Source organism: Micromonospora sp. LHW51205 (assembly GCF_003315815.1).
Classification (GTDB): Bacteria; Actinomycetota; Actinomycetes; order Mycobacteriales; family Micromonosporaceae; genus Micromonospora; species Micromonospora chalcea.
This window is the reverse complement of record NZ_QMEZ01000001.1, coordinates 709,945-733,386: the sequence shown is the minus strand read 5'-3', so window position 1 is coordinate 733,386 and position 23,442 is coordinate 709,945. Positions and strand designations below refer to the sequence as shown.

The following is a 23,442-nucleotide window of genomic DNA, read 5'->3' as shown; positions in this document are numbered from 1 at the left end:
CTCGCGCCGCCCGCGGACCGGACGAACGGCCCAGACGGCCGTACGCCGGTTGTCGCAGCGTGGCCCGCGTGGAGGATGGCTGCTGCGGACGCTTACAGAACCCTTAACTCCGGCCTGCGAAGGTGTGCCGGACGACGAGGGAAGACACGGGGAGCGCAAGGTGCGGGTGCTGGTGGCGGACGACGAGCGGCTCTTGGCGGACACGGTCGCCGAGGGGCTGCGACGGTTCTCCATGGCTGTCGACGTCTGCTACGACGGCGACGGCGCGCTGGAACGGATCGGGGTCAACCGGTACGACGTGGCGGTGCTGGACCGGGACATGCCCGGCGCCACCGGCGACGAGGTGTGCCGGAGCCTGGCCGGGTCCGACGCCGGCACCCGGGTGCTGCTGCTGACCGCAGCCGCCGGCATCCGGGACCGGGTCGCCGGCCTCGGGCTGGGCGCCGACGACTACCTGACCAAGCCGTTCGCGTTCGCCGAGCTGGTGGCGCGGGTCCAGGCGCTGGGCCGCCGGTCCACGCCGGCGCTGCCGCCGGTGCTGGAACGGCACGGCGTGGTGCTCGACGTGGCCCGGCACACCGCTACCCGGGACGGCCGCCCGCTCGGGCTGAGCCCGAAGGAGTTCGCCGTCCTGCACGTGCTGATGCGGGCCGGCGGCCGGGTGGTCAGCGCCGAGGAGCTGCTGGAACAGGCGTGGGACGAGTTCGCCGACCCGTTCACCAACGCGGTCCGGGTGACGGTGATGACCCTGCGCAAGAAGCTCGGCCAGCCGTCGGTCGTCCACACCGTGCCGAAGGCCGGCTACCGGATCGGCGAGCCGGAATGAGCCCCCGTCGCCGCATCCTGCTGGTCGGGCTGCTCGCCCTGCTCGCCGGGTTCTTCGTGCCCAACATGGTCAAGTCGCTGCTCGAACTGGTGTGGGGGCAGGCCCAGTGGTTCTGCGGCCTGGCCACCATCGGCGCGGTGTGCGAACCGGGCCGCCCGTTCGTCCCGCTGTTGCCGCTGCTGGTCCAACTGCTGGTGCTGGTGGCCGCCGGATTCGCGGTGTGGGGAGCGGCCCGCTGGTGCCTGCGTCCGGTGCGCGACCTGGCCGCCCCGATGGCGAACCTGGGCCCGCAGAACCTCGGTTACCGCATCCGGCATCGCGGCCGGGACGAGCTGGCCGGGCTCGCCCGCGCGATCGACGCGATGCTGGACCGGGTCACCGCCGGGTACGAGGGGCAGCGGCGGTTCGCCGCGAACGCCTCCCACGAGCTGCGTACGCCGCTCGCGGTGCAACGCACGCTGATCGAGGTCGGCATGGCGCAGTCGCTCACCGGTGAGCAACTGGAGCTGCTGACCGCGCAACTGCTCGCCACGAACGAACGCAACGAGCGGCTGATCGAAGGGCTGCTGGCGCTCAGCGAGAGCGACCAGGGCCTGCGGTCATCCACCCCGCAACGCCTCGAACAGATCGTCAGCGGCGTGCTGGCCGCGTACGCCGACCGGGCCGCCGAGGCCGGCGTGACGGTGGAGCCCCGGCTGTCGCCCCGGATCGTGACCGGGGAACGGGTGTTGCTGGAACGCCTGGTCACCAACCTGGTGGAGAACGGCATCAAGTACAACCGCGCGGGCGGCCGGCTCGTCGTCACCGTCGGCGGCGACCCCGCGCTGACCGTCACCAACAGCGGGCAGGCCGTGCCCGCCGAAGCGGTCGACGGGCTGTTCGAACCGTTCCGGCGCCTCGCCCGGGACCGGACCAACCAGGGCGGCGGCGCCGGGCTCGGCCTGGCCATCGCCCGCTCCATCACCCAGGCGCACGGCGGCATCATCGCTGCCCGCCCAGGTGACGACGGCGGCCTGCGGGTCGACGTCCACCTGCCCCACGTGGGCTGACCACCCCACATACGACTCCGGGAGCCGCCGTCGCGGCATCCCGCGATGACACCTGCCCGAGGACCGGACCGGCGGCACCGCCGCCTGCCCCGGAGAGGGCCGGAGAGGAGACCGCAGTGCCGACGCGTACCGAGGGGAGCGCACCACCCGGTGACCGGGTGGCCTGGGCCGACGTGGCGAAGGGCGCCTGCATCGTGCTCGTGGTGCTGTGGCACGTCGTCGTCAAGGACTACCTGCGCATCGACTGGCGGGCCGGCCTGCCGGTGCCGGGCGCGTGGGGGCTGCTCGGCGAGCAGTTGCTGCCGCTGCGGATGCCGTTGTTCTTCGCGATCTCCGGCATCTTCGCGGCGAACGCGGTGGCCCGCCCGTGGCGGGTGTCCGGACGGCCCCGGATCGCGCGGAACCTCTACCTGTACGCGATCTGGCTGCTGATCCACACCGCGCTGCTGGCGCTGGCGCCCGGCTTCCCGACCGACCGGGCCACCGACCCGGGTGAGCTGCTGGCCCAGCTCACCGTGACGCCCTCGAACCTGTGGTACCTGTACGCGCTGGCGCTCTACTTCGTGCTCGCCAAGGCGCTGCGCCGGGTCCACCCGGCGGTGCTGCTGACCGCCGCGGGCGCGCTGTCCGCCGTGGCGGCCACCGGGCTGCTGGACAGCCCCGGCAACCGGGGGCAGGTCTACCAGAACCTGGTGTTCTTCCTGGCCGGGGTGCGCCTGAAGCCGTACCTCACGCGGTGGGCGGACGGCGCGAGCACCCGGCGGCTCGCCGGCACCGGCGCGGCGTACGCGATCGGGCTGGCCGCCATGGGCCTGGCCGGCGCGCAGAGCTGGCCCGGCGCGTACCTGTTCGTCTCCGTGCTCGCTGTGGCGTTCGGGCTGACCGCCGCCGCCCGGCTGGCCCGGCACCGCCTGGCCGGTCCGGCGCTGGCCCGGCTGGGCCGCCGCACGCTTGGTGTCTACGTGATCCACATGCCGGTGCTGGCGCTGCTCGACCGGCTCCTCGCCGCGCCGGTGGCCGGTCTGGGCGGACCCGGCCGGGCGCTGCTGGTGACCGTCTACCCGGTCCTGCTCACCGCGCTCGTGCTGGCGCTCAGCCTCGCCGCGCACCGCGGCCTCACCGTGCTCGGCGCGCGCTGGCTGTTCGACCTGCCGCGCCGCCGCGTCCACTCGAATCCCGAAGGAGAGACCATGCCCCGAATCGACGGGCCGGCGCTGCCGGACCGCACACATGTCGAGGAGGCCGCCCGCGCGCTGTCCGGCCGGGTGGTGCGTACCCCGGTGCTGCACAGCCCGGTGATCGACCGCCTGGCCGGCGCCCGGATCCTGCTCAAGGCGGAGAACCTGCAGGACGGGGGCTCGTACAAGATGCGCGGCGCGATGCTGGCGGTGGGCCGGCTCGCCGCCGCCGGGCACACCGGCGTGGTCGCGCAGAGCACCGGCAACCACGCCGTCGCGGTGGCGCTGGCCGCGCGCCGGCACGGGCTGGCCGCGACCGTCGTGCTGCCGGTGGACGCCGCGCCGGTCAAGGTGGACCGGGCGCGGGCCGCCGGGGCTCGGGTGGTCCGGGCCGGCACCACGGTCGAGGAGCGCCTCGCCGTCGCCCGGCGGATCGCCGAGGTGGAGGGCCACCCGCTGGTCGACGCGTACGACCACCCGGATGTGGTGGCCGGGCAGGGCAGCGCCAGCCTGGAGCTGATCGAGGAGGCGGCGCGTCGCGGCACACCGCTGGACGCGCTGGTGGTGCCGGTGGGCGGGGGCGGCGGCATCGCCGGTGCCTGCCTGGCCGTGGCCGGAACGCCGATCCAGGTGTACGGCGTGGAGCCGGTCGGGTGCGACTCGCTGGCCCGCAGCCTGGCCGCCGGACGGCCCACACCCGTCGCCCCGGCGCCGAGCCTCGCCGACGGGCTGCGCCCCGGGTGCGTCGGCGACCTGCCGTTCGCGGTGGCCCGCACCGGTGTGCGGGGCGTGGTCCGGGTCGACGACGACGCGATCGTCGAGGCGTTCCGGCTGCTCCTGCTGGACCTGAAGGTGCTGGTCGAGCCGTCCGGCGCGGCCGCGCTGGCCGGCGCGCTGCGGCTGGACGAGGTGAGCGGTCCCGGCAGCTCGGGCGCCGGGACGCGGCGGACGGTCGGCGTGGTGCTGACCGGCGGAAACGTGGAAGCGGACCTGGTGGCCCGGCTGGCGGGCGACCCGATGACTGTGGGAGTTGCGGCATGAGGTCGACAGTGCGGATCGGTGTCCTGTTCGGAGGCCCGTCGGCGGAACATGAGGTCTCCTGCGCCTCGGCGCTGGGCGTGGCCCGCGCCCTGGCCGAGCAGGGGCACCGGGTGGTGGCGCTCGGCCTCACCCGTACCGGCGGGCTCCGGCTGCTGCCCGAGCCGGTGCTCGCGCAGCATCTCGGCACGGTGGCGGCCGGACGGGCGATCGACGACCGGCTGCCCGTCACCGGCGAGGCGGTGGAGCTGCGACGCGGGGCAGCCGCCGGCACCGTCGCGGTCACCGCCGCCGACGCCCCGGCCACCGTGCACGCCGAGCTGGACGTGGTGTTCCCGGTGCTGCACGGCCCGTACGGCGAGGACGGCGTGGTGCAGGGGCTGCTGGAATCACTCGGCGTGCCGTACGTCGGGTGCGGCATCCTCGCCTCCGCCGTCGGCATGGACAAGGTGGCGATGAAGCGGGCGCTGCGCGCCGAGGGCGTCCCGACGACGCCGTACGTCTGGTTCGACGAGCCGACCTGGCGGGCCGCGGCGGACCCGGAGAAGCTGGTCGTCGGGCTGCGCGGGCCGCTGTTCGTCAAGCCGGCCCGGATGGGCTCCTCGATCGGCATCTCCCGGGTCGCAGGCGGCGACGACCTGGTCGCGGCCGTGGAGGAGGCGTTCCGGCACGACCACGTGGTGCTGGTCGAGCAGGGCGTGACCGGCCGGGAACTGGAGTGCGGCGTGCTCGGCGGCTGGCAGCCCGAGGCGTCGGCGGTCGGCGAGGTCCGGGTCGCGGGCGGCTGGTTCGACTACCGGCAGAAGTACTTCGGCGACGCCGACCCGATGATCGTCCCGGCCCCGCTGCCGGACGAGGTCACCGAGCGGATCCGCGAGCTGTCGGTACGGGCGTTCACCGCGATCGGCGGCTGGGGCCTGGCCCGGGTCGACTTCCTCTACGACGAGAGCACCGGCGACCTTTACGTCAACGAGCTGAACACGCTGCCCGGCTTCACCGCGCACTCGATGTACCCGAAGGTGTGGGCCGAGTCCGGCGTCGCGTATTCCGAGGTGGTGGACCGGCTGGTCGCGCTCGCCTTCACCCGGCACGCGGCCCGGCCGTCCACCGCGCACCCCGGGGGTACGCCGTGATCCTCCTCTCCGACCCCCGCGTCGCCGCCGTGTCCAGCCGGGACGACGGCGAACCCCTGGTTGACCTGCGCGAGGTGCCCGGGCTGCGGGTGGACGCGCGGGCCGCCGACCCCGCCGGGGCGTACGCGCGGGTGCGGTGCGGTGTCGCGGACCGCCTGCTGGCCGCGCAACGCGCGCTGCCGGCCGGGCTGCGCCTGCTCGTGGTCGAGGGCTACCGGCCGTACCGGGCGCAGCTCGACATCTTCACCGGCTACCGGGACGAGCTGCGGCGGCGGCACCCGGACTGGCCGGCGGACCGGCTGCACCGGGAGACCACCAAGTTCGTGTCGCCGGTCGAGGTGGCCCCGCACAGCACCGGCGGAGCAGTCGACCTCACGTTGTGTGACGCCGACGGGGTGGAGTTGGACATGGGCACGGCGCTCGACGCCACCCCGGAGGAGAGCGCCGACGCCTGCTTCACCGCCGCCCGGCACATCCCGGTGAGCGCGTGGCGCAACCGGAACGTGCTGGTGGCGGCGTTGAGCGGCGCGGGGATGGTGAACTACCCGACGGAGTGGTGGCACTGGTCCTACGGCGACAGGTACTGGGCGCTGATGACCGGGGCGCCGCACACCCGTTACGGTCCGTTGTAGCCCGTCGGCTCAGGTGAACGTTCCGGCCCTCCCGTCCGTACCACGCGGGGAACGACAGTGACGACGGGAGAGAACGTGAGGGTGCAGCGTAAGCACGCGATGGCGGCAATCGTGGCGGTGACCGCCACGGTGGCGGTCTCGGTGGGAACCGGACTGGGATTCGCGGACACCGCGCCGGTCGGGCGGTCGGCCTGCGCCGGGTCGGTGACCTTCTCGGCCGAGAGTGGCCCGCCGGCCGCGACGAGCGACAGGTTCCCGGTGGGCACACGCCTGCGGGTGACGAACCTCGACAACCGCAAGGTGGCCACGGTGACGGTCACCGGGCCGTCCGGTAGCTGCGTGCTGCTCAACGCCGCCGCCATGGACCTGGTACGCGAGCCGGGCAAGAACGTCATCCGCCGCAACGTGGTGGAACGCCTCGACGGCGCCGCCGCTCCGGCCCCGGGCACCCAGCCGGGCGAGACCCGGCCCGGCGCCGCGCAGCCGATCGGCGGCAGCGTCTGCTCCGGCGCGCTCACGTTCTTCGCCGAAGGTGGGGCGCCGGCCGCCACCAGCGGCCAGTTCCCGCTCGGCACCCGGCTGCGGGTGACGAACCTCGACAACAACAAGGTGGTGACGGTGACTGTCACCGGGCCGTCCGGTAGTTGCGTGCTGCTCAACACCGCCGCCATGGACGCCATCCGGGAACCGGGCAAGAACCTGGTCCGGCGCAACACCGTCGAGCTGATTCGCTGAATTCCGGGGTGGGACACCATGGGCCGGTCCTGGGGATGATCGGCCCATGGTGTTCCACGTCCGGGGTCAGCCGAAGGCGGCCGCCAGGATGTCCAGCCCTCGGCCCAGCTCGTCGTCGGAGATGACCAGCGGCGGCAGGAACCGCAGCACGTTGCCGTAGGTGCCGCAGGTCAGCGTGAGCAGCCCGGCCGCGTGGCAGGCCGCCGAGATCGCCGCCGTGGCGGCCGGGTCGGGGGTCGACGTGCCCGGTACGACGATCTCCACGGCGAGCATCGCGCCCCGGCCGCGTACCTCGGCCACGCGCGGGTCACCGGCGGCGATCGCGCGCAGCCGCTCACCCATCACCGCGCCGATCCGGCGCGCGGCGGCGGCCAGGTCCAGCTCCCGCATCGTCTCGATCGACGCGAGCGCGGCGGCGCAGGCGATCGGGTTGCCGCCGTACGTGCCGCCCAGACCGCCGACGTGCACCGCGTCCATCAGCTCCGCCCGGCCGGTCACCGCCGCCAGCGGCAGCCCGCCCGCGATGCCCTTGGCCAGCGTGATCAGGTCCGGCTCGACGCCCTCATGCTCGCAGGCGAACCAGTCGCCGGTGCGGCAGAAACCGGTCTGGATCTCGTCGGCGACGAACACCACCCCGGCCGCCGTCGCCCACTCGCGCAGCGCCGGCAGGAAACCCTCAGCGGGTACGACGAAACCGCCCTCGCCCTGGATCGGCTCGATCAGCAGCGCGGCCACGTTCTCCGCGCCCACCTGCTTCTCGATCATCTCGATCGACCGGGCCGCCGCGATGGCGCCGTCCAGCCCGCCGTCGCGCAGCGGGTACGACATCGGCACCCGGTAGACCTCACCGGCGAACGGCCCGAACCGGTGCTTGTACGGCATGTTCTTCGCGGTCAGCGCCATGGTCAGGTTGGTCCGGCCGTGGTACGCGTGGTCGAACACCACCACCGCCGGCCGCCCGGTCGCGTGCCGGGCGATCTTCACCGCGTTCTCCACCGCCTCGGCGCCGGAGTTGAACAACGCCGAGCGCTTCCCGAAACCACCCGGTGTCAGCGCGTTGAGCTGCTCGCAGACCGCCACGTACGACTCGTACGGCGCGACCATGAAGCAGGTGTGGGTGAACCGCTCGACCTGCGCGCGTACCGCCTCGACCACACGCGGCGCGGAGTTGCCCACGTTGGTGACGGCGATGCCGGCGGCGAAGTCGATCCACTCCCGCCCGTCCACGTCGGTGATCGTGCCGCCGCCCGCCCGGTCCACGTACGCGGGAATGGTGCTGCCGACGCCCCGCGCCACCGCCTCGACCCGGCGCTTGTGCAGCTCCTCGCTGGTGGCCATCGCGATCAGCCCTCGATGTTGTGCATGACGTGCTTGACCCGGGTGTAGTCCTCCAGGCTGTAGACCGACAGGTCCTTGCCGTGGCCGGAGTGCTTGAAGCCGCCGTGCGGCATCTCCGAGACGAACGGGATGTGCGTGTTCACCCAGACGCAGCCGAAGTCCAGCCGCCGCGTCATCCGCATGGCCCGGCCGTGGTCGCGCGTCCACACCGAGGCGGACAGGCCGTAGTCCACGCCGTTGGCCCAGCGCACCGCCTCGTCCTCGTCGGAGAAACGCTGCACGGTGATGACCGGCCCGAACACCTCGTCCTGGATGATCTCGTCGGCCTGGCGTACGCCGGAGACCACGGTCGGGGCGTAGAAGAAGCCGCGCTCGCCGACCCGCGACCCGCCGGTGGTGACGTTCGCGTGGTCCGGCAGGCGGTCCACGAACCCGCTCACCCGGGCGAGCTGGTTGGCGTTGTTCAGCGGGCCGTAGAGCACGTCGGCGTCGTCCGGCGCGCCGGTACGGGTGTTGCGGGCCTGCTCGGTCAGCGCGGCCACGAAGTCCTCGTGGATGCCCGGCCCGGTCAGCACCCGGGTGGCCGCCGTGCAGTCCTGACCGGCGTTGAAGTAGCCGCCCATCGCGATCGCCTCGGCCGCCGCCGCCACGTCGGCGTCGTCGAAGATCACCACCGGGGCCTTGCCGCCCAGCTCCAGGTGCGTCCGCTTCAGGTCCGGCGCCGCCGCGGCGGCGACCTCCATGCCCGCGCGGGTCGAGCCGGTGATCGACACGAGCTGCGGGGTCGGGTGGGAGACCAGCGTACGGCCGGTGTCGCGGTCGCCGCAGACCACGTTGAACACACCCGGGGGCAGGTGCTCGGCGGCGATCTCGGCCAGCAGCAGCGTCGACACCGGCGTGGTGTCCGACGGCTTCAGCACCACCGCGTTCCCGGCGGCGAGGGCCGGGGCGATCTTCCAGACCGCCATCATCAGCGGGTAGTTCCACGGCGTCACCTGGGCGCAGACGCCGATCGGCTCGCGCCGCACGTACGAGGTGTGCCCGGCCATGTACTCACCGGCCGAGCGGCCCTCCAGCAGACGCGCGGCGCCGGCGAAGAAGCGCAGCTCGTCCACCGCCGGCGGCAACTCCTCCTCGGTGGTGAGCTGCCGGGGCTTGCCGGTGTTGCGGACCTCGGCGTCGACCAGCTCGGCGGCCCGCGCCTCCACCGCGTCGGCGAACTTCAGCAGCGCCCGCTGCCGCTCGGCCGGGGTGGTGTCGCGCCAGGTCTCGAACGCGGCGGACGCGGCCTTCATCGCCGCGTCCACGTCCGCCGCGCCGGAGACCGGGGCCTGGGCGAAGACCTCGCCGGTGCACGGGTCGATCAGGTCGGCGTAGCCGCCGTCCACCGGGTCGACGTACTCGCCGTTGACGAAGTTGCGCAGCTGCTGCTGGTCGCTCATCAGAAGTCTCCGAGAAGGTGGCCGGGGAGAGGGTCAGCGGAGGTTATCGCAATCTGACTGCCATCTTGGCTACTAAATCCGAGGCAGACAAGGGTTTGAGCAACTGTTTCCGCGTGGGCACCTGTGGTCTAGGCTGCCGGTCGTGGAGCCGAGAGCCTTCTACGTCGCCGGTCGCCCCGTCCACGGCGAGGACGAACTGACAGTCACCCACCCGTACGACGGGCAGCCGGTGGGGCGTACCACGCTCGCCACGGCCGACCAGGTCGAAGCCGCAGTCGCGGGGGCCGCCCGGGTAGCAGCGGAGGCCGCGGCCCTGCCCGCGCACGCCCGCGCGGCCGCCCTCGACCACGTCTCCCGCCGGCTCGCCGAGCGGGCCGACGAGGTCGCCGCGCTGATCACCGCCGAGAACGGCAAGCCGGTCAAATGGGCCAAGGCCGAGGTGGGACGCGCGATCTCCACGTTCCGCTGGGCCGCCGAGGAGGCCCGGCGCTTCTCCGGCGACCTGCAACGACTCGACACCGACCCCGCCGCCACCGGCCGGATCGCCCTGGTCCGGCGGGTGCCGCGCGGGCCGGTGCTCGGCATCACGCCGTTCAATTTCCCGCTCAACCTGGTCGCCCACAAGGTCGCCCCGGCGCTCGCCGTCGGTACGCCGATCGTGGTCAAGCCGGCCCCGGCCACCCCGCTCACCGCGCTGCTGCTCGGCGAGATCCTGGCCGAGACCGACCTGCCCGAGGGCATGTTCTCGGTGCTGCCGCTACCGAACGAGCGCGCCGCCGAACTGGTCGCCGACCCGCGCCTGCCGGTCGTGTCGTTCACCGGCTCCGGGCCGGTCGGCGCGGCCATCCGCCGGGCCGCCCCGGACAAGCACGTCACGCTGGAACTCGGTGGCAACGCCGCAGCGGTCATCTGCGCGGACTGGTCGGCGGACGACGACCTGACGTTCGCCGCACAGCGCATCGCCACGTTCTCCAACTACCAGGCCGGGCAGTCCTGCATCGCGGTGCAGCGCGTCTACGTGCACGAACGGCTATACGACGGCTTCCTGCCCCGGCTCGTCGCGGCGGTACAGGCGCTGCGAACCGGCGACCCGCGCGCCGAGCTGACCGACGTCGGCCCGCTGGTGTCGGTCGAGGCGGCGCAGCGCGTCGAGACCTGGGTGGACGAGGCGGTCACCGCCGGCGCCGTCGTCGAGGTCGGCGGGCGGCGCGACGGCGCGACCTATCCGCCCACAGTGCTCAGCGGCGTACCGGCCGACGCGAAGGTGTGCGCCGAGGAGGTGTTCGGGCCGGTGCTCGTGGTCGCCCCGGTCGCGGACGACCGGGCCGCGTTCGCCGCCGTCAACGACTCCGCGTACGGCCTGCAGGCCGGCGTCTTCACCCACCGGCTCGACGTGGCGTTCGACGCCGCCCGCACGCTCGAAGTGGGCGGTGTGATCGTCGGGGACGTGCCGTCGTACCGGGCCGACCAGATGCCGTACGGCGGGATGAAGGGCTCCGGCGTCGGGCGGGAAGGGCTGCGCAGCGCCATGGACGACTACACCGAGCCGCGGGTGATGGTGCTGACGGGCGTGCCTCTCTGATCGCTCGGCCTCACCACGTGCCGTCGTCGCGGACCCGGGCGGGGGCACGGCCGAGCAGCAGGGTGGTGAGGGCGGCGTCGATGTCGGCGCCGAGGAACCACTCGCCGGCCTGGTCGAGGGCGAAGATCCGGCCGTGCTCGTCGACGGCGAGGATGCTCTCCTGACGTTCGCTGCCGAGCGGGAAGAGGCGCGCGCCGATGACCGCGCCGAAGTCGGCGAGAGAGTCGGCGCTGTGCGCCACCTTTCGCGGTCGTATCTCGAAGCGCGAGATCCACACCGCTTCGCCCGGACCCTGGCGCGCGGTCACCAGGCCGGGAAAGGCGGTGAGTGTCGCCAGCGCGGCGGGGAAGGAGGCATGGGTGTGCTTGGTGCCGCTGACCTCGGTGACCTTACGGACCGAGGTGGCGGCGGAGACCTCGTCGCCGAAGTGCGGGCGCCAACCGGCGATCACCAGCGCGTTCGCGACCTCGGTGGGAAACCGGCCGGGCTCGGGGGGTGTCTGTGGCTCGGACTGCCATTCCTCGGCGTAGGCCAGTTCCGGCCAGGGAAGCACGTTGACGTGCACGAGGAATCTGATGCACGACTCGCAGCGGAGGTCGGCCGGACCGCCCGCCGGGTCACCGGGCTCGCGCACCCGGAAGCTCTCGATCCGGCTGGTGCCGAGCAGGTCGCGGGCGTCCTCGATGGTCAGTGGCGGCAGACCCTCGGCGGCCCGGCGGTGGTCGTGCTCGTACAGCGCGTCGGAGACCACGATCATCTCGGCGTGCCGCTCGCCGCCCCGCACCAGATGGCCCGGGGTCAGATCGTCCAGGTAGGACTGCACCAGCGGATGGTGCCGGACCTCGACATCTCCTTTGGCACCCTGCGCGACGTGCCGGCGGCCGTCGAGCGTGAGGTGCGCCGCCGCGCCCGGCGTGGGCAGCCGGGTCAACTCGCGCAGCAGTTGGGCGGCCGGGTCGACGGCGCGCGGCGCACGGGGTTCATCGGGCCGCTGCTGCCGGTACATCGCCTCGACCGCCGGCGCCGGAATCCGCGGCCAGGTGGAGACCTCGCCGGTCTCCTTGTCGATGACTGTGGTCGGCAGGTCGCCGGGCAGCGCCCGGGCATCGGCGGACACAGTGGACAACACCACGTAGCCCAGGTCGAACTCCTCGACCACCGGCGTGCAGGGAAAACCGAGGCGGTCGGAGTCCCGCCGGGCCCATACCGAGGCGATCTGCTCGGCCTGCTGTCGCTCGATCACCACTTGAAATTACCGGACCCCACGGATTTCGTGGCACCCGGTATGGTCGGGCCTACCCACGGTGACGGAAGGGGTGCGGCGGTGGCCGAGAGTGCGGACCGGGATGCGAACCGTGCACTACGCGCGCGATTCGACGAGGTGTACGGCCAGTACCAGCGGTTGCGGTCCGGTCTGGACGAACTTCAGGTCAAACTGGCCGAGCTGCGGGTCACCGAACGCTCCGACGACGGTCAGGTGACCGCTGTGGTCGGCGCGCGAGGCGAGCTGATCAGCGTCGAGGTGAGCCCTGCCGTCTTCCGGGACCGGGATGCCGGAGGGCTGAGCCGGAAGATCACCGAGACCGTGCTGCGCGCCTCCACGGCCGCTGTCACCGCCACCCGTGAGCTGGTCTCCGGCTATCTGCCCCCGGGTTCACCGTCGGTCGAGTTCCTGCGTACCAATGACTTCGGCGCGCTGCTCGGCCGGGCCGACGCCGTGCTGGCACGCGGCGAGTGACAGGTGGCCGGGGGAGAGATCTGGCTGGACCCGGACCGGGCCCGGCGCGGCGGCGCCGACCTGACCCTGTCCGGTAAGGCGATGAGCGCGGCCCGGCGGGAGACTGGCGACCCGATCGCGGCCGCGAGCGACCAGCGACCCTGGGGCCGCGACGACATCGGCGCCGCCTTCGACAAGCACTACCAGGGCTACGCCGAGACGCTGCTGCGGGCGTGGGAACAACTCGGCCGGTCGCTGGAGGTCCTCGGGTCGGACGTCGTCCGCTCGGTCGCGGCCACCGTGGAGACGGACCTGAGCAACGCCCGTGACCTCGGAAAGATCCCCCAGCAGGGCCACAACCCGCGTCGGCCCTGGCGCTGACCACCGGAGGATCCGCGCGTGAGCATGCTGCCCAGCCCGATCCCGCACCCGCTCGACTTCTGCCCGTGGGACGTGCCCGGCTGGATCTACGAAGCGCTCGACTGGGTCGTGGGCGTCGAGTGGCCGGAGGGCAACGAGCGCTCCGTCTGGGACCTGGCCGACCAGTGGTACGGCGTCGCGGGCGTCCTGACCGGTCCGCGCGACGACGCCACCGCCGCCGCCGGTGAGGTGAAGAGCGGATACGGCGGCGTCGGCCTGGTCGCCGGCGCGTTCGACAGGGCCTGGCACAAGCTCGCCGAAGGTGAGGATGCGCCGCTGCACGTCCTCGTGGCGGCCACCGACGAGTTGGGCCGGCTGGTCGACTCCTGCGGCTGCGACATCGAGGGCGCGAAGCTCGAAGCCTGGATCGAGCTGGGCATCCTGGTGGTGGAACTGCTGGCCCTGGCGGTGGCCGCCGTGCTCACCCTGGGCGCCGCCTCCCCGGCGGCCGCCGCCGCGATCACCGCGACGAGGGTCGTCGTCCAGCAGATCTTCAAGCGCCTGGTGGCCCAGCTCGCCCGCAAGGCGGTCAAGCAGGGGCTCAAGGAGGCGGGTGAGCGGGCCGCGAAGGAGGCGGCGAAGGCCGGTGCCCGTGGACTGGCCCGACGGGCGGCGCTCGGCGGCCTGGTGGAGGCCGGTCAGGAAGCGGGTACCAACCTCGCGACGCAGGCGTATCAGAACACCACGGGCCGACGTGACGGCTTGGACCTGACCGACGTGAGCACGTCGGCTCTCGGCGGCTTCGCCGGTGGGGCGGTCGCTCCGCTCGCGGGTCTGGGCCGTCATGCGAGCGGGCGGTTCGCCGAGATCGGCGAGCGGTTCGGCCGGGAGATGGCCGGGGAGACCCTGGCCGAGACCGCGGCCGGATTGGCCACCGGTCACGGCCCGTCGCTGGAGGATCTCGCGCGCGCCGCGGCGTCCGGCGCGACCGGCTCCGCCACCGGCCAGACCGACTCCGCGCTGCAACGCCGCCTCGACGGGCAGTTGAGCGGGCTGACCGTTCCGCCGGTCGGGCTGGACGTGCCACCCGTCGGCGACCCCGTCGGGCTCATCCCGGCCCAGCGGGTCGCCGAGCCGCTCGTCCAGGGCGGCGAAGCGGTGGCGGGCCAGGTCTCCCCGACACCCGCACCCGTCCCACCGCACGCTGCCGCCGCTCACCCGCTGGCGGTTGACCCGCCGCGTCCGGCGCCGGAGACGGCGACGCCGCCGGTGGCCGGTGCCACCCCACCGGACGTGACGCGGCTATCGGTCGCTTCCAGCCCCACGTTGTCCTCGGTGATCACGGATGTGCCCATCGCGTCCCCTGCCGAGCAGGTCGACCCGCGAACCGGCACGGGTTACCCGCCCCTGATGCCCGGCAGCAACTCCCCGCCGCCATCGACTCCGGTCCAGGCGGCAGCGGGACCGGCCACGCTGTCCCCATCGATCGGGGAGCACCCGCAGTCGGCGGCGCCACCACTGTCGGACCGGACTGCCCCCGACGTCGGGCACCCCGCACCGTTGAGCGCCCCGCCGCCACAGCCGCAGTCCGCCTCACCCCAGGGGCCGCTCGGGCCGGACCCCCGCCCGACGCCGAACCCGCGCTTTCCGCTGCTGGAGTCCCTGGCGCCGCCTCGGCCCGCCATCGATCCGCCGCCATCCAACCCCGGCCCGGTCGACCCGCCGCCTCCCGACCTACGGACCATCCAGGAGCGCGCCGCGCGCCTCGCGGCCGACCGGGAGTCGTTCGACCGGCGCCGCTACCACGGTTACCTGCAGGCCCAGCGGACGTGGTTCGAGGATCGCCGACGTCAGACCAGGGCCGACTGGCTGCACGAGCGTGCCGCCTATCACGAGGAAAGGGCCAGCGACTGGGCCGCGCAGGCGATGGAACTGCGTCGCACCGGGCGGACGCTGGCGGCGCAACGATGGCACCGCGAAGCGCACGAGGCGGATCTCGAGGCGGCCGACCTGCGCGAGGAGGCTCGGCAGGTCCTCGCCGGGCGACTCGTGCCGGAGCAGGTGATGGTCGAGGACGACCTCGACTTCTACCGGATCAACGACGACGTGGCGGACCTGGCCGTCGGCGCGGTCGAGACGGCCGACCATTCCGCGCTCACCGGCCACGGCCACCCCGAACCGATCGACAGGTCCCGGCCCTACGGCCGCCGGGGAGGGCTCCGGCCACCGCTCGCGCTGCATCAGACCGACCTGGAACGGCAGATGCCCCGCAACCCGGACGGCAGCGTCGCGCGTACCGCCGATCCCCGGCGTGGCGGATGGTTCCGCCTGGCGAACGACGGCGGACCGGCGGCGGACGCGACCCGGGGCATCAACTGCCTCGACTGCACCCTGTCGCTGTTTGAGACATGGGTCCACGGACGGCCGCGGGTCGCCGCTCCGCGTACGTTCGACGGCTACCTCGGCGGTGACGTGCTCCGCCCGGTGGGCGGCGAGGCGGACGGACCGCTGCGGGTCGAGCAGACCACTGGCGGCCGGTTCCAGAACCTGTGCCCGGTCGACCGGCCCGGCATCACCGGCCCGCAGCGCCAGTGGCTGGTGGATCGCGGCTACCGCGACCTCTACGCGCAGTTGGCGTCGGGCGGCCACGGCAGCTACGCCTTCCTCATCACCAGCTTCGAGGGTGGCGGATCGCACGCCTGGGTGGCGTTGAACCAGAACGGCACGGTCCTCTTCCTCGACCCGCAGTCGGGCGCCGTCGCCGACCGGCCGCTCTACCACCACAGCGGTCGCCCGTTCGAGGGCAACGTGGTCGGCGTCGACGCGCTGGTGCTCGGCCCTGACGGACGGCCTATGCCGCTCACCGGCCGCCCGCCCGGCACGTTCAACGTCCTGCCCGAGCCCTTACCCCGCCCGGCGCCGCCACGCCTGTCCGAGCCGCCGCCGGCCGACGACGGGAACGCGCCGGACTTCAATCACGTCCACCTGCTCGGCGAGTCCACCACTTTCCACACCCGGGCGGACGCACCCCCGCCGGGCAGCGCGCCGCCCGTCGAGCCGCAACCCGACCGGGTACGCGAGGAACACCGGCAGGCGCACGCCGACCGGATCGCCGGCGGGCTCTACGTACGCGACGTGCTCGCCGAGAGCGGAAGCCTTGACGCGGCCTTCGCCGCCGGGGTGACACCCGTGGAGCTGGCGCAGGCCGCCGACGCGCCGACGCTGCGGCGGCTCGCACCCGGGCTGGACGATGCCGCAGCGGCCGACCTCGGCCGGTTGTTCGCCGACCCGCGCGTGCAACGGATGCTCGACCAGAGCTGGGAGGCGCCGCCGCGACGGGAGGAGTTGCTGGCCGAGACGCTGGTACAGCAGCTCGCCGAGCGGCCCGACCTGGTCCGGATGATCCTGGCGACACCGGAACTCGCGAACTCGCTGACCGCGCGGCCGCTGACCCTGCATCACCTGGCCAGCTACCAGCAGGCCATCGACGTACTCAGTGAGGTCATGAACGACATAGCCGTCCGCGGGGCCGAGGCGGTGATCGCGCCAGAGCCGCTGAAACCCCACCCGACGCCTGTCAGCGAAGAGCAGCGGGAACTCGGCGAGCGGGTCGCGAGGCGCGGCCAACGGCGGTTGCAGCTCGGATTCGATAGGGCCCGCCGAAATGACGAGGTGTATCGGCTCGCTTACGTGGACCGGCTGTACGCGGATGCGGCGGTAGCCCAACAGGAGCTGAACACGCTTGCTGTTGTGCTGGCCGCTGATCAAGGCAGGCCTGGTTGGAGGAAGGAGCCCAAGAATCGCGAACGCGTACTCGACAAGTTGGTCGAGTACGAGAACGACGCGTCAAAGCTCAAGGATTTGGCGGGCGCAAAGGTGCAATTCGACACTCTTGACGCTGTTTACCATGCGCTCGGACGACTGGCAGCCGACCCGAAGGTAGTGATCCTGCATGTCAAGGACCGGTTCCTCGATCCGCAGGACAGCGGTTACCGGGATATCTTGCTCAACCTTCGAATGTCGAACGGCCACATGGCGGAACTGCGACTGCAGCTCGCGGCGATCGAGGGGGTCGCGGAATGGGAACATGCGCTGTACGAAGTCCGACGCGACCTGGAAGCGGTCTCAGAGAGTGAAGGCAGGTCGTTGACACACACAGAACGCGCCATCCTCGACGGACTCCTCCGGCGAGCGCAAGGCACTTACTGGAGCAAGGTGCGGGAGGACATCGGAGAGGTGCCGCCGCAGTGAGGCCGGCAGAGGGTTTGACGCTCCCCAAGTTCTTCAACTACTACGACTCCCCGGTGAAGTTGGTCGCCACCGCTGACGGTGGCATGGCTGGCTGGAGGCTGTCGAAGGACACCGGGGGTTGGCGTGAGGCCAACAACCTCATCAACAAGGTGCTGTTCGTGGGCGGTGACGAGGTCTATGAGATTTCGCCTGAAGAGTTCGTGCAGCTCACGGAGCTTGAGAGGAGCCTCTACCTTCGTGGCGACGGGCCGATCTTTGCCCTCTACGAAACCGTCCGGGCTATTGAGGACACGCTCCAGGTGGAACGCCGATATCCGACGCCGCAGGAGCAGGCGCTGATCAGGGGAGTCAGGCGGCGGACCTTTGTGATGTTCGAGGAGCAGCTCCAGCAGGCCGGTGACCCCGCCGCCGACCCCACCATCGCCGCCACCCCCTCCTGACACGCCATGTCCGTCGACGAAGATCCGGGCGTGCCGTACGTGCCGCCCGCCGACGCGACGGAGGCGAGGCGCGTACAGGAGGAGCTGCGGTCGCGGGTGGACCTGGTGGGGCCCGGTCCCGCCGCGCCCGCGACGGTGGCCGGCCTGGACGTGGCGTACGCGCAGGACGGTGATTTACTCGCCGCCGCCGTCACGGTGCTGGACGCAGTCAGCCTCGCCGTGGTGGACGAGGCGGTGTGCGTGGGGCGGCCCGCCTTTCCGTACGTGCCGGGGCTGTTCGCCTTCCGGGAGATGCCGGCGCTGCTGGCCGCGTTGGACCGGCTGACCGTCCGCCCGGAACTGCTGGTGTGCGACGGGCACGGGCTGGCGCACCCGCGCCGGTTCGGGCTGGCCTGCCATCTGGGTCTGGTGACCGGGCTGCCCGCGATCGGCGTGGGGAAGACGCCGCTCGTCGGCTCGTGGACCGGGCCGGGCCCCGAGCGTGGTGACAGCGCCGACCTGTGTGACGAGGGCGACGTGGTCGGGCGGGTGCTGCGTACCCGGGAGGGCGTCCGGCCGGTCTTCGTCAGCGTCGGGCACCGGATGGGGTTGGACAACGCGGTCGAACGGGTACTGGCACTGACGCCCCGGTACCGGCTGCCGGAGACGACCCGGACGGCCGACCAACTGTGCCGCCGGGCGCTCGCCTCGGCCGTCGTCTCCGGCGGTGACCTGGACCGGCGGTGATCGCGTGGCGCGGCACACATGTGGCGTGGTCGATGCGGAGGTGCCCTCCGGGCCCGGTAGTAACCTGACCGGCGGATCCGGTCCGGACGCAACGGTGAGGTGGGGATGTCGGTGGGGAGGCACGCGGCGCGGTGGGCCATTGTCGGCGCGCTGCTGGGTGGCCTGATCGCCGTCCCGGCGTCGCCGGCGTCGGCCCGGGACGACCGGGTCGGGCTGCGCTCGGCGGGCAGCTTCACCGCCGGGGGTTCGCCGGGTGGCGTGACTGTCGAGGTGCGCAAGCGCACCGACGGCTGCGTGCAGCTGCGTACCGCGATCGGGCTCCGGTTGGAGGGCCTTCGGGCGGACCAGGTGCGGGTGCAGGTGGCCGCCGGGGACGGCTGGACGCCGGTGCCGGTCTCCGGTGGTGACGGCGCGGTCGCCACCGCCCAGGTCGCGCCGGTCGACCGGCCGCTGTGCAAGGGCAAGGGCGCCACCGTGCGCTACCGGGTGTCCTTCCTGGCCGGCGTCGTCGGCGGGCGGTTGGAACTGGCGGGCGAGGCGAGCGCCGCGAACGGTGACGTGCTCGGCCGGGCCGGTGGGTCGGCCCGGCTGGTGGGCGCGCCGCGTACGCCGAGCCCGAGTCCGTCCCGTAAGCCCTCGCCGACGCCCAGCGCGAGCGAGACCACACCGGCCGAGGCGACTGACACGTCGCCGGTCGCCGCTGCCGTCGCCCCGGCCACCGCCGCGGCCGACGACTCGTCGTTCGGAGGTTCCATGATCATGTGGTTCGGTATCGGGCTGGTGCTCGTCGGCGCCGCGCTCATCGTCCTGCTGCTGCGCCGCAGTCGCGCCGACCGCAGCGGCGGCGGGCCGGTCGCCGACCAGCCGCCGGTCCCGCTGCCACGCAGCACCACCACCTACCGCTCCGGCGCCACCGGGCCGGCCCCCACGGTGTACGGCGGCACGCCGGCGCCCCGTCCGGCGGGCAGCGTGTACGGCGCGCCTTCGTCCGGTCCGACCCCGCCCGTCTCCGGGTCGACGCCGCCCGCGCCCGCGGGCGGGGACGCGACGAGCCTCCTGCCCCGCTTGCCGGACTGAGGCCGAACCCGACCGGCTCCCGGGGTTACCGTGACGGTGGGTGGTCACGCCGTGACCCGGTGGCCGCCACCTGCCCGGCCGGAGGACCGGACACCGGGGCCGAACGGGGCCCGGTGCCGGGGCCGGTTGGCCGATAAGATCGCGTGCGCCGATCGGCACCGCCGACCGGTGAGACCGCATACGTGGAAGGAGCCGCGCCGTGGCCCTGGACCCGCAGTTGCTCGAGATCCTCGCCTGCCCGGACACGCATCACGCCCCGCTCGACTACGACGCGCAGGCGCAGACGCTCACCTGCACCGAGTGCGGTCGCATCTTCGAGGTCCGCGACGACGTACCGGTGCTCCTGCTGGACGAGGCGCGCGGTGGACCCGCGGCCGACGAGGCGCGGGGCGGGTCGTCGCGGTGATGGAGGGTACGGCCGGGGTCAGCGGGCACCGGCACGCCGATGAGGCCCTGCTCGACGACGCGGCGCTGCTGGCCGAGCGCGACCCGGGCGGCATGCTCCGGCACACCGCGTCCGCCGGCGCGCAGGTGCGTGAGTCGGCGGCGCTGGCCGCCGAGGCCAACCTGTCAGTGCTCGCCGACGACGGCCGGCCGCGCGCGGTGGTCATCGCCGGCATCGGCACCGCCGGGCGTACCGGTGACGTGCTGGCCACTGTCGCCGGGCCGCGCTGCCCGGTGCCGGTCATCCCGCACCGCAGCGCCGGCGTGCCGGGCTGGGTGGGCGCGGCGGACGTGGTCATCGCGGTGAGCGCGTCCGGGCGCAGCCCCGAGGCGCTGGGCGCGGCCGAGGCGGCGCACCGCCGTGGCGCCCGGCTGGTGGCGGTGGGCGCGCCCGACTCGCAACTCCAGTCGGTGGCGGAGCGGGCCCGGGCGCCGTTCATCCCGGTGCCCCGGCGCGCGCCGGCGAGGGCCAGCCTCTGGGCGCTCACCGTGCCGGTTCTGCTCGCCGCCCGTACCCTCGGGCTGGTGAAGGTCAACGAGGCCGACCTGGCGGAGACGGCGGCCCGGCTCGACGCGGACGCCGATCGATGCCGGCCGACCGCGGAGTCCTTCGTCAACCCGGCGAAGTCGCTGGCGCTGGGGCTGTCCGGCTCGATCCCGATCGTCTGGGGTTCGTCTCCGCTGGCGACCGTCGCGGCCCGGCGGTTCGGCGACACGTTGTCCGCCAACGCCCGCTACCCGGTGGTCGCCGGCGCGCTGGGCGAGGCGGGGCGGGGTCGTGTCGGCCTGCTCGACGGCGTGTTCGGCGGCCTGACCGAGGGCGAGCGGGACATCTTCGCCGACCCGGGCGACGACGAGTCCGACGGCACCCGGCTGCGGCTGGTGCTGCTGCGTGACGGCGGGCTCAACGCCGACGACGACACCGACGAGCCGCTGGCGGTCGAGGAGCGCCGCGCGGACGCGGTGCAGACGCTCGCCGAGCGCCGTGGGGTGCGCTGCGACGTGGTGACCGCCGAGGGCGGCTCCGCGCTGGAGCGGCTCGCGTCGCTGGTGGCGGTCCCCGACTTCGCCTCGATCTACCTCGCCCTGGCACACGGCCTGGACCCGATGGCGGTACCGGCCATCACGGAGATGAAGGAGCTGGCGAACCAGTGAGCACACGGGGCATCGAGCGAGGCGGGGAATGAGCGCGAACGGGGGCACGAAGGCGATCGTCGCCGCCCTGGCGGCGAACCTCGGTATCGCCGTCACCAAGTTCGTCGCGTTCGCCCTCACCGGCTCGTCGTCGATGCTGGCCGAGTCGATCCACTCGGTGGCCGACTCGGGCAACCAGGGCTTGCTGCTGCTCGGTGGCCGGCGGGCCAAGCGGCAGGCCACGCCGCAGCACCCGTTCGGGTACGGCCGGGAGCGCTACATCTACGCGTTCATCGTGGCGATCGTGCTGTTCAGCCTCGGTGGCCTGTTCGCGCTCTACGAGGCGTACCACAAGGCGTCCGATCCGCACCCGATCGAGAGCTGGCAGTGGGTGCCGGTGGCGGTGCTGGTGGCCGCGATCGTGATGGAGGGCTTCTCCTTCCGTACCGCGATCAAGGAGTCCAACCTGATCCGGGGCAACCAGACCTGGGTGCGGTTCATCCGCCGGGCCAAGGCCCCGGAGCTGCCGGTGGTGCTGCTGGAGGACTTCGGCGCGCTCGTCGGTCTGGTCTTCGCGCTGTTCGGCGTCGGCATGACGCTGATCACCGGAAACGGCATGTGGGACGCGGCGGGCACCGCGATGATCGGTGTGCTGCTCGTGGTCATCGCGGTCACGCTGGCGATCGAGACCAAGAGCCTGCTGCTCGGCGAGGGCGCGGAGCAGGGCGAGCTGGCCAAGATCGAGCAGGCCGTCACGAACGGTCCCGAGGTCGAGCGGATCATCCACATGAAGACGCTCTACCTGGGCCCCGAGGAGCTGATGGTGGCCGCGAAGATCGCGGTGCCGGCCTGGGAGACCGCCGAGGACCTGGCCCGCGACATCAACGCGGTCGAGGCCCGGATCCGGCGTGAGGTGCCGACCGCCCGGGTGATCTACCTGGAGCCGGACATCTACTCGCCGGAGGCGGAGCGGGCGGGCACCGGGCAGGCGGCGGCGACCGCCGTCCCGGAGGCCGCGACCACCGGCGAGGCGCACGCGGCCGACGAGGTGGCCGGGCGGCCCGGGAGCTGACCGATGGAGCTGTTGCAGGGCCGGATCCGCGACTACGCCTGGGGCTCGCGCACCGCGATCGCCGAGTTGCAGGGGCGGCCGGTGCCGAGCAACGGGCCGGAGGCGGAGCTGTGGCTGGGCGCCCACCCGGGCGCACCGGGCACCGTTCAGCGGGACGGCCGTCCGGTCAGCCTCACCGAGCTGCTGGTGGCCGAGCCGGGCCACTGGCTGGGTGAGCGGCTGGTCGGCCGGTTCGGCACCCGGCTGCCGTTCCTGCTGAAGGTGCTGGCCGCCGACTCCCCGCTGAGCCTCCAGGCCCATCCGGACGCCGAGCAGGCCCGCGCCGGGCACGCCGCCGACGTGGAGCGGGTCAACTACGTCGACCCGTACCACAAGCCGGAGCTGCTGGTGGCGCTCTCGGAGTTCGACGCGCTGTGCGGCTTCCGCGATCCGGGGGAGTCGGCGGCGGCGATCGCCGCGTTCGGCGTACCCGCGCTGGAACCTGTGGTGGCGGCGTTGCGCGCCGGGCCGGCGGGGCTGCGGGAGGCGGTACGCCTGCTGTTGAGCTGGCCGCGGGCGGAGCGCGCCGGGCTGGTGGCGGCCGTGCTGGCGGCGGCGGACGCCGGTCCCGGGTCGGCGGACGCCGAGCTGGTACGCACGCTGGCGGCCGGCTATCCGGACGATCCGGGCGTGGTGGTGGCGTTGCTGCTGCACCACGTCCGGCTGGCGCCCGGCGAGGGCATCTGGATGCCGGCCGGGAACCTGCACGCCTACCTGCGCGGCACCGGCGTGGAGATCATGGCGGCCAGCGACAACGTGCTGCGTGGCGGGCTGACCCCGAAGCGGGTCGACGTGGACGAGCTGCTGCGGGTGCTCCGGTTCGAGGTGCTGACCGAGCCGGTGCTGCGGCCGGAGACGGTGGCGCCGGGGGTGCTGACGTGGCCGGTGCCGGTGGAGGACTTCGCGCTGCACCGGGCCGAGGTCGCCACCGGGTCGCCGGGGGCGCGGTTGACGCTGCCCGGGCCGCGGGTGGTGCTCTGCCGGACCGGGAAGCTCACCGTTGACGACGGGGTGGGCGTGGTCACGCTGGGCGCGGGACAGGCCGCTGTGGGCACGGCGGCGGGAGGTCCGCTGACGCTGAGCGGGGACGGCGAGGCGTTCGTCGCCACCTGTGGCCTGCGCTGAGCGCTCAGCAAAAGCCGCAAGTCCGACTTTCCCGAAATAGCTTGACGGCCCACTGGCGTGGTGTGACCCTATGGGTACGCAGCGTTGTCGCGACGAAGGTCCGA

Annotated in this window: 20 protein-coding genes; 17 read left to right on the top strand and 3 right to left on the bottom strand. The window is 73.3% G+C overall.

All coding sequences use genetic code 11. The features are described from left to right. Window positions 1–160: 160 nt before the first annotated feature. From DQE82_RS03375 to DQE82_RS03350, 6 genes are all read left to right on the top strand, one after another. Window positions 161–826, top strand: a complete 666-nt coding sequence (locus tag DQE82_RS03375) for a response regulator transcription factor (protein WP_043326436.1) — start codon at window positions 161–163, stop codon at window positions 824–826. Then, window positions 823–1,875: a HAMP domain-containing sensor histidine kinase gene (locus DQE82_RS03370; protein ID WP_113971985.1), complete on the top strand. Its 1,053-nt coding sequence runs from the start codon at window positions 823–825 to the stop codon at window positions 1,873–1,875. The genes DQE82_RS03375 and DQE82_RS03370 overlap by 4 nt, the downstream gene beginning before the upstream one ends. Window positions 1,876–1,991: 116 nt before the next feature. Continuing rightward, complete coding sequence (locus tag DQE82_RS03365; RefSeq protein WP_113971984.1) at window positions 1,992–4,094, top strand: pyridoxal-phosphate dependent enzyme; 2,103 nt, start codon at window positions 1,992–1,994, stop codon at window positions 4,092–4,094. Next, window positions 4,091–5,224 carry a D-alanine--D-alanine ligase family protein gene (locus DQE82_RS03360; protein ID WP_113971983.1) on the top strand — a complete coding sequence of 378 codons (1,134 nt, stop codon included), beginning with the start codon at window positions 4,091–4,093 and terminating at the stop codon, window positions 5,222–5,224. Before DQE82_RS03365 ends, DQE82_RS03360 begins: the two co-directional genes overlap by 4 nt. Beyond that, complete coding sequence (locus DQE82_RS03355) at window positions 5,221–5,856, top strand: M15 family metallopeptidase (RefSeq protein WP_113971982.1); 636 nt, start codon at window positions 5,221–5,223, stop codon at window positions 5,854–5,856. The genes DQE82_RS03360 and DQE82_RS03355 overlap by 4 nt, the downstream gene beginning before the upstream one ends. A gap of 75 nt (window positions 5,857–5,931) precedes the next feature. Next, window positions 5,932–6,591, top strand: a complete 660-nt coding sequence (locus DQE82_RS03350) for a hypothetical protein (protein WP_113971981.1) — start codon at window positions 5,932–5,934, stop codon at window positions 6,589–6,591. A 66-nt stretch (window positions 6,592–6,657) separates the two neighbouring features. Here the strand turns inward: DQE82_RS03350 and gabT are convergent, their stop codons facing one another. Both gabT and DQE82_RS03340 read right to left on the bottom strand, forming a co-directional pair. Continuing rightward, the gene (gene gabT / locus DQE82_RS03345) at window positions 6,658–7,929 is read right to left on the bottom strand and encodes a 4-aminobutyrate--2-oxoglutarate transaminase (RefSeq protein WP_113971980.1); all 1,272 of its coding nucleotides are present in this window, start codon (window positions 7,927–7,929) and stop codon (window positions 6,658–6,660) included. Between the two features lie 5 nt (window positions 7,930–7,934). Continuing rightward, window positions 7,935–9,371 carry a gamma-aminobutyraldehyde dehydrogenase gene (locus DQE82_RS03340; protein WP_043326424.1) on the bottom strand — a complete coding sequence of 479 codons (1,437 nt, stop codon included), beginning with the start codon at window positions 9,369–9,371 and terminating at the stop codon, window positions 7,935–7,937. Window positions 9,372–9,513: 142 nt separating this feature from the next. Between DQE82_RS03340 and DQE82_RS03335 the strand changes: the two genes are divergently transcribed. Continuing rightward, window positions 9,514–10,953 carry an aldehyde dehydrogenase family protein gene (locus DQE82_RS03335; RefSeq protein ID WP_113971979.1) on the top strand — a complete coding sequence of 480 codons (1,440 nt, stop codon included), beginning with the start codon at window positions 9,514–9,516 and terminating at the stop codon, window positions 10,951–10,953. Window positions 10,954–10,963: 10 nt separating this feature from the next. Here DQE82_RS03335 and DQE82_RS03330 read toward each other — a convergent pair whose 3' ends face one another. Beyond that, on the bottom strand, window positions 10,964–12,199 hold the full coding sequence (locus DQE82_RS03330) for an SUKH-3 domain-containing protein (protein ID WP_113971978.1): 1,236 nt from the start codon (window positions 12,197–12,199) through the stop codon (window positions 10,964–10,966). Window positions 12,200–12,277: 78 nt separating this feature from the next. On the opposite strand from DQE82_RS03330, the gene DQE82_RS03325 reads away from it, so the two are divergent. The 10 genes from DQE82_RS03325 to manA all read left to right on the top strand — a co-directional run bounded on the left by DQE82_RS03325 (window position 12,278) and on the right by manA (window position 23,338). Beyond that, window positions 12,278–12,691, top strand: coding sequence for a YbaB/EbfC family nucleoid-associated protein (locus DQE82_RS03325; RefSeq protein WP_043326418.1), 414 nt, complete (start codon window positions 12,278–12,280; stop codon window positions 12,689–12,691). A 3-nt stretch (window positions 12,692–12,694) separates the two neighbouring features. Further along, complete coding sequence (locus tag DQE82_RS03320) at window positions 12,695–13,051, top strand: hypothetical protein (RefSeq protein WP_113971977.1); 357 nt, start codon at window positions 12,695–12,697, stop codon at window positions 13,049–13,051. 24 nt (window positions 13,052–13,075) lie between these two features. Continuing rightward, window positions 13,076–17,281, top strand: a complete 4,206-nt coding sequence (locus DQE82_RS03315; protein ID WP_233514580.1) for a toxin glutamine deamidase domain-containing protein — start codon at window positions 13,076–13,078, stop codon at window positions 17,279–17,281. After that, the gene (locus tag DQE82_RS03310) at window positions 17,278–17,721 is read left to right on the top strand and encodes a hypothetical protein (protein ID WP_069087454.1); all 444 of its coding nucleotides are present in this window, start codon (window positions 17,278–17,280) and stop codon (window positions 17,719–17,721) included. The genes DQE82_RS03315 and DQE82_RS03310 overlap by 4 nt, the downstream gene beginning before the upstream one ends. A gap of 6 nt (window positions 17,722–17,727) precedes the next feature. Beyond that, on the top strand, window positions 17,728–18,447 hold the full coding sequence (gene nfi, locus DQE82_RS03305; RefSeq protein WP_113971975.1) for a deoxyribonuclease V: 720 nt from the start codon (window positions 17,728–17,730) through the stop codon (window positions 18,445–18,447). A gap of 105 nt (window positions 18,448–18,552) precedes the next feature. Continuing rightward, on the top strand, window positions 18,553–19,524 hold the full coding sequence (locus DQE82_RS03300) for a hypothetical protein (protein WP_113971974.1): 972 nt from the start codon (window positions 18,553–18,555) through the stop codon (window positions 19,522–19,524). 199 nt (window positions 19,525–19,723) lie between these two features. Then, window positions 19,724–19,930 (top strand): Trm112 family protein, encoded by a 207-nt coding sequence (locus DQE82_RS03295; protein ID WP_030501390.1) that lies wholly within the window; start codon window positions 19,724–19,726, stop codon window positions 19,928–19,930. Continuing rightward, window positions 19,927–21,123 (top strand): SIS domain-containing protein, encoded by a 1,197-nt coding sequence (locus tag DQE82_RS03290; protein ID WP_113971973.1) that lies wholly within the window; start codon window positions 19,927–19,929, stop codon window positions 21,121–21,123. Before DQE82_RS03295 ends, DQE82_RS03290 begins: the two co-directional genes overlap by 4 nt. Before the next feature lie 28 nt (window positions 21,124–21,151). Continuing rightward, window positions 21,152–22,174: a cation diffusion facilitator family transporter gene (locus DQE82_RS03285; RefSeq protein WP_069087457.1), complete on the top strand. Its 1,023-nt coding sequence runs from the start codon at window positions 21,152–21,154 to the stop codon at window positions 22,172–22,174. 3 nt (window positions 22,175–22,177) lie between these two features. After that, window positions 22,178–23,338 (top strand): mannose-6-phosphate isomerase, class I, encoded by a 1,161-nt coding sequence (gene manA, locus DQE82_RS03280; RefSeq protein WP_113971972.1) that lies wholly within the window; start codon window positions 22,178–22,180, stop codon window positions 23,336–23,338. Window positions 23,339–23,442: the final 104 nt, after the last annotated feature.